Consider the following 14,771-nt stretch of genomic DNA (forward strand, 5'->3'; position numbering starts at 1 on the left):
TTTCATTTACAGTAAAAATGCCCTAATATTCTTAAGTATATAATTTTATGATACACATGGCAATATCAGAATTAAGAACGAATTATAAAGATTTACAAGATGCGATAGATAAATTGGAAAAAGGCGTATGTTTTGCTTGTAGATTAGTTAATTATGATGAAATAGAATTTATAGAGCAGGGTAAGCATTTTATAATTGAAGATTTAGATCAAATCATTGAAGATGTAAGCAAAGAACTTAATATTTTTTCAAAGTTTAAGAAAATAAAGAAAGATAGAATATTATTTATCCTAAATACTACTGATTCTGACTTAATTAAAAATTTTGCTAGAAAATTATATTTATTTTTGCAGCTTTATATTAATGAACAGAAGCCGGCAATTTATATGAATTGTTATATTGCTAGTATTAAATTTCCAAAAAAAGTAAGTAATAATGCTAAAGAAATTGAAAAAACATTAAATATGTTACTTTCACAAAATAATAATTATTATTACCGTGAATATAGCAGTACAGAACATGATTTGGAAAATATAAGAAAATCTAATCTTCAGCTTAACTTACTACGACAAGCCTTAGCAAAAAAGACTATGCGATTTGCTTATCAGCCTATAATAGATCGTAATACTATGAAGATTCATTATTATGAATGTCTGCTTCGTATACCTGACGAGAACGGTGTTTATATTTCCGTAGGTCCTATAATCCCTATTGCTGAAAATAAAGGATTAATTTTTATAATTGATCAAATTGTTTTAGAAATGACTGTTAATGAACTTGCCCGTAACCCAAACTTAATGTTAGCCTTTAATATTTCAAATATAGGAACATGCGATGAAGCTTTATGGGAAATAGCAGAAAACTTATTAAAAGCTCATAATGTTGGGGATCGTTTAATTATTGAAATTACGGAAACTTCTTTCAATCAGAATTACGATAAAATAACTTTATTTATTAATAAAATACATAAGTACGGATGTAAATTTGCATTAGACGATTTTGGTGCGGGTTTTACTTCTTTTAAACAACTTCAAAGCTTACCAATTGATATTATCAAAATTGACGGTAAATATGTGCGTAGTATTACAAGTGATGTACAAAGTAGGTATTTCGTAGAAAGATTAATTAAAATTTCAGAAGATTTAGGTATTGAAACGGTAGCTGAATTTGTAGAAAACGGAGAAATAGCTAAATTTTTAATTGATCTAAAAGTCGGTGGGCTACAAGGAAACTTCTATTCCGAAGCAAAATTTGATAGGGTGGATGAGGTTTAATGATTGTCATACTGAACTGGTTTTGTTGTATGGCTCTTGAAAAAGACTCCGATGTTATGCTGTGATTTGACCACGGTATCCATAAAAATAACTTTTAATATCAATGATTTTAATATTTTAAACTGGATACCGCGATCAAGTCGCGATATGACACAGTTAGTGCTTGACAATGTTACTTAAAACCTATATGCAGAACTCAATTTTAAATGATTAAACTTAAATGCTGTTACTTGAATTAAAAAAAACTAATCAAACCTTAGAAACTATACATTTTATAGGTATCGGCGGCGTTGGCATGAGCGGTATTGCCGAGATATTATATAATCTAGGTTATAAAGTACAAGGTTCCGATTTAGTAGAAAATTATAATACTAAAAGGCTTGAGTCATACGGTATTAAAATATTTTTAGGACACGCCGAGCAGAACATTACCAATGTGTCGTATGTTGTTATTTCATCGGCAATTAATCCAAAGAATCCTGAAATAAAAGAAGCTTTGGAGCGTAAAATTCCAATTATTAGACGTGCGGACATGCTTGCTGAACTTATGAGATTAAAATGTTCAGTAGCAGTTTCGGGATCGCACGGTAAAACCACTACTACTTCTTTAGTTGCTTGTTTATTTGAGGCAGCTGGTTTATGTCCTACGGTTATTAACGGTGGGATCATCAATAATAAATCGACTAATGCATATCTTGGTTCAAGTAATTATTTAATTGCGGAGGCCGATGAATCGGATGCAACGTTTATTCATATTCCATCAACTATTGCGATAATAACTAACATTGATCCTGAACATTTAGATTATTATAGAGATTTTGAAACATTAATTGGTGCTTTTAGAAGCTTTATTACTAATTTGCCGTTTTACGGTTTTGCCGTTTGTTGTATCGATCATAAAATAGTTCGTAAGTTAGTAGACGATATTACTGAAAGGAAGATTGTTACTTATGGCATCGATTCGGAAGATGCTCATATTATAGCGTTTAATATTAACACTGATATTGCCTCCTCTACTTTTGACGTAAAAATTAGTCTACCAAATGTACTAGGTACAACGATTATTGAAAAAATTACTATTCCAACGCCCGGAAGACATAATATTTTAAATAGTCTTGCTGCAATTGCCGTTGGGATAGAATTAGATTTCGGTATTAAAGCTATTAAAAACGGTTTTAATAATTTTAAAGGAGTGAAGAGGAGATTTACTAAAGTAGCTGAATATAATAACGCTTCAATTATCGATGATTACGCTCATCACCCTGAGGAAATCAAAGCAACGCTTGCGACGGCTAAAAATATAGCAAATAAACAAAACGGTAAAGTTATTGCTATTTTTCAGCCTCACAGATATTCAAGAATGCAGTATTTATTTGATGATTTTATGTTTTGCTTTGCTGATGCCGATATACTCTATATTACTGATATATATGCTGCAGGTGAAAACCCTATAGAGGGAATTACAGGACGAAATTTAGTTGATAAGATTACTAAGCGTAAACATCACGATAAAGCAAATTTTCTAGCAGAGCTAGATGATGCGGTTGGAGTTATTATAGATAATGCAGCTTCTGGTGATATGATAATTATGATGGGAGCAGGTAATATTTCAAGTTTTGCTAATGAATTAGAGGGGAGATTGTCATCCCGTGGCTTTAGTTGTCATACCGTGGTTTGACTGGTATTGTTGCATAGCTCTTATGTCATTCCCGCGAAAGCGGGAATGACATCTGTTCGTATAACATAGGGTCAAGCGAACTAAGGGACAAAAGAGTGAAGATAACAGTAAAGCGAATAGCAGGACTAAATATGTTAATTTTACCGATAGTAAAAGGCGAGTATAAAAAAGATTATAATTTAAAACACTTAACATGGTTTAAAGTAGGCGGTAATGCTGAAATTTTCTTTAAACCTTTAGATAGCGAAGATTTAAAAAGTTTCTTAATACAAAATAAGCAAAAATTACCTATAAAGACTTTTGGAGCAGGCTCAAATGTTATTATAAGAGACGGTGGCATAGAAGGGGTCGTTATAAAACTTGGTCAGAATTTTAGCAATATTGAGTTTATAGATAATCATTTAATAGTAGGTAGTAGCTGCCTTAATTATAATTTAGCAAAATTTTGTCAAGCAAATGCTATTTCCGGTTTTGAGTTTTTAGTAGGTATTCCAGGGACTATCGGCGGCGGTGTTGCTATGAATGCCGGTGCTTACGGCTCTGAATTTAAAGATATTGTAGTGCAGATTGAAGCGATTGACTTTGCAGGAAACTTTTTAACATTCACAAATGAAGAAATCGGTTTTAAATATCGCAGTAATAATTTACCAAAGAATTTAATTATTCTCAAAGCTGTTTTTAAAATAAATAAAGGCGATAGTGAAAATATATTATTACGGATGAATGAAATACATAACGCAAGATCATCTACACAGCCTATTAAAGAGCGTACGGGCGGTAGTACTTTTGCAAATCCTGAAGGGCGTAAATCTTGGGAACTTATTGACAAAGCGGGGCTTAGAGGTTATAGAATAGGCGGTGCTTCGATGTCAGAACTTCATTGTAATTTTATGATAAATAATGGTGATGCTACCGCTAAGGATTTAGAAGATTTAGGTGATTTTGTTCGGCAGAAAGTATGTGAAGATAGCGGGGTTAAGTTAGAGTGGGAGATTAAGAGAATCGGACGTCATCCCTAATTAAAAATGGCGTTGTTGCAGCTAGTTTTATGTCATTCCCGCGAAGGCGGGAATCCAGTAAAACATATAAAAAACAAGTTTTTTATATGTTTATTTTATAATATGTAACTTCTATATCAATATTGAAGTTATTTTTCTGGATCCCCGCCTACGCGGGGATGACATCGAGTAGGTTTTTCGAGCTATGCAACAAGGTCGCTTTTAGTTAGGAATTACAATGGATTTAATAAGAAAGGAAAAAACGTGCATAAATATCAAACACATTGGGTAGAACACTCTATAGTCAAAATATTAAGTAGTACCGGTAAAAAGCATATAGCATTAATGGTAGGCGGTATGTCTGCTGAGCGTGAAGTATCGTTAGTGTCAAGTGAAGGAGTTAGTAAAGCTTTAATTGAATTAGGATATAGAGTTACCTTTATTGATATGGGAGCGGATATTGCAGTTAGATTACAAGAAATAAAACCTGATATCGTTTTTAATTGCCTGCACGGTACATATGGTGAAGACGGTTGTTTACCAGGATTACTTAATATAATGCGGATTCCTTATACTCATAGCGGCATGTTATCTTCAGCTTTAGCATTCGATAAAATACATTCTAGGATCTGGTTTTTAACGAATAATATTAATATGGCAGAAAGCATTGTTGTAAATAAAAGCGATAATATAAAAAATGATCCTATGAAACGACCGTACGTTATTAAGCCTCTTACGCAAGGTTCAAGTATTGGTGTTGAGGTGATATTTGCAGAAGACGATTTTAACTTTGCCGATTATGATTTTCCTTACGGTGATCAGGTAATAATAGAACAATATATAAAAGGGCGAGAATTGCAAGTAGCGGTATTAAACGGCAAAGCTCTTGGAGCTTTAGAGATTAAATTACTAAAGAATCGTTTCTATGATTATGAAACTAAATATACCGAAGGATTTGCTGATCATCTTTGTCCTGCTCCGCTACCTGCTAATTTATATGAGAAATTACTTATAGAGTCAGAAAAAATTTATAAAACAATGAATTGTAAAGGTCCTGCTAGAGCAGAGTTTATTTTAGAAGAGCAGACAAACAAGTTATATGCTTTGGAGATAAATACTCACCCAGGTATGACGCCTTTATCAATAGTGCCGGAAATTGCAGCTTATGCAGGGATAAATTTTACTAACTTAATTGAAGAAATTATAAAGATGGCAAGCTTTGAATCATGAGAAAAAAAACAAGCTCCAATAAAAAAAAACAAACAAAAAAAACTAATAATATCTCATTACGCCGAAAATTAGGACTAATTTACAAAAAAGCAATATTAGGGCTTAAGATTGCTTTAATTATCTTTGTATGTCTATTTGTTTTTACAAAATATTTTGCCGGCATAAAAACCTACTTAACAACAAATATATACCAAACAACAACAAGACTTGGGTTTAAACTTGAGAATGTTATCATTGAAGGACAGCAAAATGTCGATGAGCCTACAATATTAAAGGTTTTAAATGCGAATAAGGGCAGTCCTATTTTTGCTCTTAAATTAGACGAAATTAGAAATAATTTAAAGAAAAATAAATGGATCAAGGAAGTATATGTCAGTAGAAGATTACCAAATACGGTATATATAAAATTATTTGAAAGAGAACCTATTGCTATTTGGCAAATTAATAATCAGCTTTTCTTAGTCGATGAAGAAGGTTACGAAATTAGTAAAAATATTCAACCTTTTCCTCATTTATTACATGTTGTAGGGGAAGGGGCGAATATCTATGCAGGTACATTAGTATTAGAGTTGCAGAAATATCCGGCATTAATGAATAAAACGTCAGCTGCTGTAAGACTCGGAGATAGAAGGTGGGATTTAAATCTTAAAGGTAATATAAGTATTAAGTTACCTGAAAAAGAGTTTGAAGAAGCATTAAAATATGTCGATGCACTAAATAAAGCTAATAAGCTATTTAACCAAAATTATAAGGTTTTGGATTTAAGGGATAAGAATAAGTATTATATAGAGAAGTACTGAGAATCGTCATTGCGAAGAGAAACGTAGTTTCGACGTGGTACTCTTGTCAAGCATCCTGAGCTTGCTTCGTCTCATGACTTTGTAATTCTTCGCGCAATGATGTTTTTGGAATAACAAGCATAAAAAAATGAAAGAGAAAATATCAAATTTTGTTACACTTGATTGCGGTAGTAGTAAGATTGCCGTAATTGCTGCCTATATTAGTAAAAAAGGTGAAATTAAAGTAGCTAGCCAAAATTTGCATCATTCTAAAGGTATTAAATCAGGAGTTATATCAGATTTAAAAAATGCTGAAACTAGCATTGTTTCAGCAATTTACGCACTTGAAAAAGATTGCGGTAAAAATATAAAAAAAGTTATATTATCGTTATCAGGTGCCGACACTAAATCTTATTATATAAATTATACCATTAAAGTTAACGGGCAAACTGTAACGCAGCAGGATATTAAAAAGTTACTACAAAAAGCATTACTTGAATTTAAAGTTAAAAACCAGGAAATTATTCATTATTTTCCTCTTGAATTTACCCTGGATAATAATTCAGTCGAGAATCCTATAGGTATGTACGGTAGAGAACTTAGTTGTGAATTACATATTATTGCTGCTAGTTCAAATATGTTATCAAATATTGTACAATGCTTCGCTAAATGTCATGTTGAAGTCACAAATATTACTCTAGCAATTTATGCTTCTGCTATTAGCTGTCTTACGAATGATGAAAAAAATCTAGGTTCGCTTATCATCGACATGGGGGATAAAACTACCTCTTTCGGCATTTTTTTTGCTGGTAAATTAATATATACGGGGCATGTAAATATAGGTAGTTTTCATATTAGCTCGGATATTGCTAAAGTCTTTGGTATTGATCTTGTTACGGCAGAGAAATTAAAAATTTTATACGGTAATGCAATGATACCTTTATTTGAGAAAGATAGTATTGTAAATATGGAGGATTTTCAGGTTGATACTCATCATACTTTAAATACTTCCGTAACAATTTATAAATTGGCTGAGGTAATAAGAGCAAGAGCCGAAGAAATATTATCAATGGTAAAAGCCGAATATGATAAAGCAACAAAAGGGCAGGTTGAAGTTTTTAGAGTTGTAATTACTGGCGGCGGGTCTCAGCTTAGAGGACTTAAAGAGCTTTCAAATAAAATTTTTGAAAAACAGAGTAGAATCGGTAAACCGGAGATTATTGCCGGTTTTATAGAAGACTATAATCCGGCTATGTATTCAGCAACTATAGGAATGCTAAAAATTCATGCTCTAAAACAGCAAAAAGAATTTGCTCATATTAGACTTGATGCAAATAGTAGCTTCTTTAAAAAAGTTTTTGATTGGTTTAAAGAGAATATTTAGAGAGGCTGCCCGCGTTGGACTGGAAAATGCATTTAGTGTCATTCCCGCTTCCGTGGGAATGACATAAAATGATCCACGCAACAATACCTACTTGCAATGAGGAATTGTATTTACGCGGGCAATGTCATTTAGAAATATTTTGCTAAGAATTATTATTAGGTTTTTCTCTAGAACAAATTAGTACATTCCCTTTAACTTCGATAATAAAAAGTCGGTCGCCTGTTTTTGCATCGATTTCATTTGGAACAAGGTAAGCATTCATAATAGCACCGGACCATCTTACTTGTCCTATAGTATCAGAAGAAACTGTAGCACTATAAACCTCTACCGTTTTGCCTATCATATCCGAGTAATTTTTTGTTTTATCAGTTTTATTATAAACATATTTTTTAAGAGGATAATATAATATGCAAAACCAAATAAGTGATAATATACCAAAAAATGTTATTTGATTTGTTAAGCTAACTAGAGGGTAGTTATATACCACAAGAGTGTTTGATAACGCTCCAAGCCCAAAGAATAAGAATCCAATACTTGGAACTGTAAAGAATTCAACAACTATGCAAATTATACCTATTATTAACCATATTTCGGTGAGATAATTATTTATCATGAACATAAGTTTTTAAAAATAATATTACGTCAGCTATGTCTTGTGGTTTTGAGATACCGGCAAAGGACATTTTAGTTCCTGGTGCATAGCTACTTGGTTTATGTAAGAAAGCAAATAAACTATCATCATCCCATATGCCGCCAAGTTTTGATAGAGCAGGGGAATATTTATAGTTTGCTATGCTTGCTTTTGGTCTGCCTGCGACATCCCAAAGATGCGGTCCTAGTTTATTTAGACCGTCTTTATCAAGAGAATGGCACATTAAACATTTCTTGGCTATTTCACGACCGTTATCGGTGTTAGCAGTCTTCATTAATTCCGGTATATTTACCGGTGCTTGCTCTAGTGCGGTAGTATTTTGATTTTCTGATGATTCTTGAACCGCAACGCTATAGCCGCGATGTTGTAACTCTAGAGTGGGCTTGTATAATATATTTGCAACAAATCCAACCATCATAGCAATTAAACTAGCAAATAAGATGGCTGCAACAATTTTATTTAATTCTTTTCCAGACATTTATTTTGTTTTTTTTATTAGAGTTTATACTATAATTTCAGTTGTAAGAGAAGTTAATTAAATAAATAAAAGAAAAATTTATAAAAATATTTGTTCTTTGGAGAGAAAAATAAATGTCAAAAAAATCAAGGGTTAGAAAAATATTTAATAAGTTAAAATCTTATTGGACTAGTTTTAGACAAAGTAAAATCGGTAAAATATTATTTAGCAATAGTTTAAGTTATGCAGTTTCCATAGCTTCTATAGCAATTACAGTTTCTGGACTTTTTACTCCTATATCACCGATAATTATAGCTGTAGCTGTTGTTTCAGGAGTTAGCGTAGGAATTCAAGCTGTAAATGAGACTTTGAAAGTGCATGATTTGCGTAAACTTCATAAAGAGAATAATTTATTAGTACATAACAGAAATGCTAAAAGTCAGCAAGATTATATATTATCATTAGAACCGAGCTTAAAAGATATTTTGAAAAATGAATTATATACGCCGCAAACGGCAGGTAAGGAGGCTACTCAAGATAAGTATGAGTTAAATGTAAATAAATTGCAAAGTACAGGACGAATATTTGGCAATAATTTAGGTGGAGCCGCAAATTGGGCCGCTTCTATTATTAAAGGTGCGAGCGGTAATGTGCTTGATATATTAAAAGCTACGGGTTACGGTGTAGTTACGACCGCATCATTAATTATCGACGGTCTTACTGAAAAGGAAAAAATAGAAATAAAAGCAATATTTAAATTAAATATAAATGAAGAATATAAAAAACAAGATACTCCTATATATAAAAATTTAGAACAATTAGAGAATTATACTAAGAATCAAGTATTGCAAACATTAGCTTTAAAAAAATTAATAACGGATAAGAATTATTGGAGTATGAATAAAGACCAAACAATACAAAAATTTCGAGAAATAATAGGCAGTTTTAATTCTGAAATAAAAAGAAACGGTTTAGAAGAATTTTTTAGAGAAAATAAAATAACAATGGATAATAGCAAAGAGAGCTATGTTAAAGATATTAAAAATGTAATGAATCCATTTTATGAAAATCCTAATAAAGCCGAAGGATATAATCCTTTAACTAAAGCTATGGATAAAGATAAAGTTAATAATGCTGAAATAAAAACGACAAAAAGTGCAAATTTAAAAAGGATGCAAAAAAGAAAGCGAAATTTAACAATATGAAATGATTATTATAACTCACTGCTAGTTACAAATTTGTAAGAGGTAGTATCGCTAAATATTCTATGCAATAGTTCATTATTAAGAGCATGGCTAGTTTTGTAGCCTTTAATTGCACTTACAATGCTAGTGCCGTTGGTATATAAATCACCGAATAAATCTAATAGTTTATGGCGAACAAATTCATCTTCATAACGTAAGCCGTTTGGGTTTAAGATTTTATCCTGCTCATCTATTCCTATAGCATTCTCAAATGAGGCACCTTGGGCAAGCCCTTTGCTTTTCAAATAATCAACATCTCTTATAAAGCCAAAAGTTCTAGCATCTGCAATATTTTTAGTAAAAGATTCTTGATCCCTAAAACTTAGATTTTGTCTGCCTATAGCTTTACTACTAAAATCAATGGTTAAATCTACAGTCATGTGATCGGAAGGAGTACAATATAATTCACAATCTTTATGAACTACTTTTATATCTTTTAAAATTTTTAGATATTTTTTAGGAGCATTTTGTAATTTTTTTCCTGCACACTCAATCATAAACACAAAAGGTTTACTACTGCCGTCCATAATTGGTACTTCAGGACCGTCAATTTTAATAATTGCATTATCAATGCTGCATCCCCAAAGTGCTGCCATTAAATGTTCAATTGTTGAAATTTGAACTTTATGATCATTACTGATAGTGGTAGATAACAAGGTATCGGAAACATTGAAATAGCTAGCTTCAATATAATTATTTTCAGAAGATATATCGGTTCTAATGAATATAATTCCGGTATTTTCTTTAGCGGGCTCTATAGTTAACTGGGTACGTTTTCCTGAGTGGACCCCGATTCCGTAACAACTAACCGGTTTTAATAATGTACTTTGCTGCATTTTAGGCATTGTAAAAATATATTTAGATATTAATATTTAATGCCAAATTATACAAGTTATAGTATGTTACAGAATATTACACATATACTTGATCAACTTCAAAAATTGGCTGTGTCATCCTACAAGAGTTGCGATACTCACGTATTAATTATATGCGCCGCTCCTCACCTTGTGGATTCCTTGCTCTGTTTGAAGTTGATCTTCGTCTGTTAGTATAAGACTTCTTGCATAACTTGCTAATAAGGAGAAATTTGAAGGAGACACGGAACGCAGAACCGCAGCGTACACGCAAGTAACGTGAGGATTCGAGTACCGGATCGACGTACAAATTACCTTTATTAGCAAGTTATGCAAGAAGTCTTATTAAAATCTATATAATGTATACTTAATAAAATACCAAAAATGATAAGCTACAAAACTACCGACTACGGCAAAAATAGAAAATAAGAAATCACTGCTGTTAATAGTGCCGTAAGGTACATGAGATGATAAAGCTCCGGCATATGTACCGATGCTGCACATTGAAAAATACGAAAATAAAGCTGTTCTAAGTTCGTAATCCCTAAATTTATCAATTAGTATTAAAATATTGCAAATATAAATGGATCCTAAACAACTACCGATTAGTATTATATATAATATATTAAGGTTTTTATTAGTTCCATGAAGCGGTAGTAAAATAAAGCAGACGAGCAGAATTATAGTTAGTGATAAATTAGCCAAATATTTATTTACTTTGCTTAATATATAGCATATAGGAATTATAGAAAAACATATTGCTAGAAAAATATATTTTAGTATAAGTCTTAAATTAATTAATGCTAATTCTTTCTTTAATGCAAAAGCTTCATAATACCATAATATATCCAAGGTGACATAAGCAACTACGAAGCCTGTCAATAATTGTAATTCGACATTTTTTATTAAGGATGAAAATTTGGAATTTAAATTTAATTTATGAGATGTAGGATTATAATGCAGAAATTCGGTTAGTATATTGATACAATATAACAATGCACAAATTACTATAGTATTATTTGTCGGTGTTATAAATGGATTTAATAAATCTACCATTAAGTTTCCACCCGCCCATAACAACATTATACAAGCTAAAAAAAAATATTTCTTTTCTTTGCTACTCTCAATAATGTCTAATGTTATAGAAGTGAAATATGCAAATGTTCCAAAATTAATTACAATAAAATTAATTTTAATTAGAGTGTAATTATTTAATAAAATTAGGTTTATTGTACAAATAATTAATAAAGATAAACTAATTAAAATAATTTTTTGATTACTTAACTTATTAATTAACTGTGTTAAGGCAAAGCCTGCGATTATCGAACCTATAAATTTAGTTTGATTGATATGATTTATTTGTTCTCCGCCTAGATTTTTATTTAGCAGTAAAAAGATTTTAAAATTATAAAAATTTATAGCATTGATACAGGAAAAAATAAATATTCCCAAAAGTGAGAAAAAAATAGTTTTGTAATCGTTTTTTAAAGTCATAAATTAAGTGTTTGCTAAACATAAATACATGGTATATAACTCATAATTATAATGATTAAGATTATTATCTTAAAAATTAAAGAGATTCATAATTCCATTATTTAAGTATATATGGATAGTTATTAGATTATCAGCTTTTAATCAAGTATGGTAGTCTTATTTGTAATTTGTATATAATTATTGTTGAATTTTAAAAAAAAATTAATGAATTAAATAATATGAAAATATTTTAATGTAAGAAAAATAATAATATATTTTTTAGTATTTTAAAGAGGTGTTATTTGAAGTTTATCTAGAATTTCATTTTTGCTCTTTACTCATAGATAAATTATCTATTTAAATAAATTAATACAAGATAAACAATGATTTTTCTTAAGATACAAGCATTATATTAATTATTTGTTCTTCAAGTTAGTGAGCAAGATAAATGAATAAAAAGATTATAATTGATGCTAATTTTCCAAGCGAAACAAGAGTAGTTTTATTAGGACAAAGCAACAATATAGAAGATATTGAATTTCAAACAACCGTAAGACAACAAAATAAAGGTAACATTTATTTAGCAAAAGTTACAAGAATAGAACCGTCGCTACAAGCTGTTTTTATAGAGTACGGAATGGATAAAAGCGGTTTTTTACCGTTTAGTGAAATCCATCCTAACTATTACAATTTGCCTACCTCGGAGAGAAATTTTCCGGTTAATGCTTTTCCTGAAATAGCTCTTTCAAATATTACGGTTGAGGATGATAAAGAGAAACCGGCTGTTATATATGATTCTTTGGTTGATAGTGAAGAAATTGACCTAAAAACCATAGAAGATTTAGTAGAGAGTACGTTCCAGTCAGAACTTAATTTAGAAGCGGCTGATGATATTGAAATGATTCAAAGCGGTACCCCTGAGTCAAATATTCCGCAATATAAACAATATAAAGTTCAAGAAGTAATAAGAAAAAACCAAATATTATTAGTGCAGGTTACTAAGGAAGAACGAGGAAATAAGTGCGCCGCTTTTACTACTTATATATCCTTGGCTGGTAAATATTGTGTTTTAATGCCTAATAAAGGTTCGCAAAACGGTATATCGCGTAAAATATCAAACGGGGAAGAAAGAAAAAGACTGAAAGATATTTTAAATAAAATAGTAAGCGGTGACAAAAATGCTTATAGCGTCATTGTTAGAACCGCAGGTAGAGGAAGTAGCACCTTAGATTTAAAGAAAGACTATAATTATTTAGCAAGGTTATGGAATAAAATTCGTAAAAGTACTATTAAATTTCCGGCTCCGTGTTTTATTCATGAGGAAGATAGTATAATACGTAAAACCATACGTGATATGTGCGATCACAATGTTAAAGAGGTGGTAATTCAAGGACAAGAGGGTTATGCAGATGCTTCAAAATTTATGCAGGATTTATTACCTTCAGAGCTTGTAAAGCTGAAAGAGCATAAAAGTAAAACTCCTATATTTACTAAGTTTCAAGTAGAAGAGCAATTAGTTAAATTATATCAGCCTGTAGTGACGTTACCTTCAGGAGGATATATCGTTATTAATCCCACGGAAGCTCTTATTGCAATTGATGTAAATTCCGGTAAATCAACTTCTGAACAAAATATTGAAGAAACGGCACTAAAAACTAATTTAGAAGCAGCCAAAGAATTAGCAAAGCAAGTAAAGCTTAGAGATCTATCAGGTTTGATAGTTGTTGATTTTATAGACATGAGCGAAGCTAAGAATCGTAAAATTATTGAACGATCCTTTAAAGAGTTTTTAAGTCGTGATCGTGCTCGTATACAAACCGGTAATATTAGTCAGTTTGGACTACTTGAATTCTCAAGGCAGAGATTACGTTCTTCTTTCTTAGAAACTAATGCGGCAATTTGTTCTCATTGTAACGGTAAAGGAGTCATTAGAGCAAGTGACGCTAATGCTATGTTAATTTTACGTACTATAGAGAATGAAATTTTTGAAGAAAGAATTGATGTAATAAATGTTTTTACCAATATCGTTTCAGTTCTTTATCTACTTAATAATAAACGTGCTGAGATAAAATTTATTGAAGAAAAATATAATATAAAGCTTAATTTTTATTCCGACCCTAATGCTACATCAGATAGTTATTCGATTGAAAAAGTGAAGCTGTTTAAGAAAAATAACAATAATTTTAATTCTGTTAAGCCGGTAATTCAGAATCATAATGCCGATTATACTGCAGAAGATCTGAAAAAAGAACAGTTACGCAAAAATAAACATAAATGGAAAACAGCTAATAATAGTAATAATGTTGCTAATGAAGTAAAAGATAAGAGTTTAGAGGCAGAAGAATCGGTGGAGCAAACCGTAAGCGTTGTGGAAGAGGTGCAAGTTGTAGAAAGTAATGCCGGCTTAGAAGAAGCACAAGCTGCTCCAAAAAAGACAAAACGTAGATATCGTAATAAAACATCAAATAAGAAATGTCCTTCTAATACCGTCGAAGATACGGAAACGAATGCAGAGTCTTGATTTGAGGGCTAATATGTCATTCCTGCGAAAGCAGGAATCCAGTAATCCTTAATGTCACCCCGTGGTCAAGCCCACGGGGTCCATAAAAATAATAAAAAATACTAATAATATTAGTATTTTTGGCTGGATCCCGCGATCAAGTCGCGGGATGATAAATGATAAACCTATCCACGCCACAAGGCCTACGCGGGGATGACATAGCAATGCTGTAATGACGCGATACAAAA

12 protein-coding genes and 1 pseudogene are annotated in these 14,771 nt (G+C 31.3%); 9 read left to right on the forward strand and 4 right to left on the reverse strand.

The window, feature by feature from the left end; translation table 11 throughout:
* Window positions 1–47: 47 nt before the first annotated feature.
* The 6 genes from RAF_RS01720 (at window position 48) to ftsA (ending at window position 7,343) form a co-directional block, all read left to right on the forward strand.
* On the forward strand, window positions 48–1,274 hold the full coding sequence (locus RAF_RS01720; protein ID WP_012719507.1) for an EAL domain-containing protein: 1,227 nt from the start codon (window positions 48–50) through the stop codon (window positions 1,272–1,274).
* A gap of 220 nt (window positions 1,275–1,494) precedes the next feature.
* Window positions 1,495–2,952: a UDP-N-acetylmuramate--L-alanine ligase gene (murC, locus tag RAF_RS01725; protein WP_012719508.1), complete on the forward strand. Its 1,458-nt coding sequence runs from the start codon at window positions 1,495–1,497 to the stop codon at window positions 2,950–2,952.
* A 131-nt stretch (window positions 2,953–3,083) separates the two neighbouring features.
* On the forward strand, window positions 3,084–3,971 hold the full coding sequence (gene murB, locus RAF_RS01730; protein ID WP_041471825.1) for a UDP-N-acetylmuramate dehydrogenase: 888 nt from the start codon (window positions 3,084–3,086) through the stop codon (window positions 3,969–3,971).
* A gap of 243 nt (window positions 3,972–4,214) precedes the next feature.
* Window positions 4,215–5,180, forward strand: a complete 966-nt coding sequence (locus RAF_RS01735; RefSeq protein WP_012719510.1) for a D-alanine--D-alanine ligase — start codon at window positions 4,215–4,217, stop codon at window positions 5,178–5,180.
* Complete coding sequence (locus RAF_RS01740) at window positions 5,177–5,980, forward strand: cell division protein FtsQ/DivIB (protein WP_012719511.1); 804 nt, start codon at window positions 5,177–5,179, stop codon at window positions 5,978–5,980. Before RAF_RS01735 ends, RAF_RS01740 begins: the two co-directional genes overlap by 4 nt.
* Before the next feature lie 127 nt (window positions 5,981–6,107).
* Entirely contained in the window at window positions 6,108–7,343 is a 1,236-nt protein-coding gene (gene ftsA, locus RAF_RS01745) for a cell division protein FtsA (protein ID WP_012719512.1), read from the forward strand.
* A gap of 142 nt (window positions 7,344–7,485) precedes the next feature.
* On the opposite strand, the gene RAF_RS01750 is transcribed toward ftsA, so the two are convergent.
* Together RAF_RS01750 and RAF_RS01755 are read right to left on the reverse strand one after the other, a co-directional pair.
* On the reverse strand, window positions 7,486–7,962 hold the full coding sequence (locus RAF_RS01750) for an NfeD family protein (RefSeq protein ID WP_012719513.1): 477 nt from the start codon (window positions 7,960–7,962) through the stop codon (window positions 7,486–7,488).
* A complete protein-coding gene (locus tag RAF_RS01755; protein ID WP_012719514.1) occupies window positions 7,946–8,473 on the reverse strand; it encodes a c-type cytochrome in 528 nt (175 codons plus the stop codon). The genes RAF_RS01750 and RAF_RS01755 overlap by 17 nt, the downstream gene beginning before the upstream one ends.
* A gap of 113 nt (window positions 8,474–8,586) precedes the next feature.
* On the opposite strand from RAF_RS01755, the gene RAF_RS01760 reads away from it, so the two are divergent.
* On the forward strand, window positions 8,587–9,657 hold the full coding sequence (locus RAF_RS01760; RefSeq protein WP_012719515.1) for a hypothetical protein: 1,071 nt from the start codon (window positions 8,587–8,589) through the stop codon (window positions 9,655–9,657).
* An 8-nt stretch (window positions 9,658–9,665) separates the two neighbouring features.
* On the opposite strand, the gene lpxC is transcribed toward RAF_RS01760, so the two are convergent.
* Window positions 9,666–10,532: a UDP-3-O-acyl-N-acetylglucosamine deacetylase gene (gene lpxC / locus RAF_RS01765; RefSeq protein WP_012719516.1), complete on the reverse strand. Its 867-nt coding sequence runs from the start codon at window positions 10,530–10,532 to the stop codon at window positions 9,666–9,668.
* A 224-nt stretch (window positions 10,533–10,756) separates the two neighbouring features.
* On the opposite strand from lpxC, the pseudogene RAF_RS08540 reads away from it, so the two are divergent.
* Window positions 10,757–10,906, forward strand: a pseudogene (locus RAF_RS08540) (palindromic element RPE1 domain-containing protein); the annotation flags it as partial.
* On the opposite strand, the gene RAF_RS01770 reads toward RAF_RS08540, so the two are convergent.
* Window positions 10,896–12,044 (reverse strand): MFS transporter, encoded by a 1,149-nt coding sequence (locus RAF_RS01770; RefSeq protein ID WP_012719517.1) that lies wholly within the window; start codon window positions 12,042–12,044, stop codon window positions 10,896–10,898. The pseudogene RAF_RS08540 and the gene RAF_RS01770 overlap by 11 nt on opposite strands.
* Before the next feature lie 427 nt (window positions 12,045–12,471).
* Between RAF_RS01770 and RAF_RS01775 the strand changes: the two genes are divergently transcribed.
* A complete protein-coding gene (locus RAF_RS01775) occupies window positions 12,472–14,544 on the forward strand; it encodes an Rne/Rng family ribonuclease (protein WP_012719518.1) in 2,073 nt (690 codons plus the stop codon).
* Window positions 14,545–14,771: the final 227 nt, after the last annotated feature.

It is taken from the genome of Rickettsia africae ESF-5, from assembly GCF_000023005.1.
GTDB classification, from domain to species: domain Bacteria; phylum Pseudomonadota; class Alphaproteobacteria; order Rickettsiales; family Rickettsiaceae; genus Rickettsia; species Rickettsia rickettsii.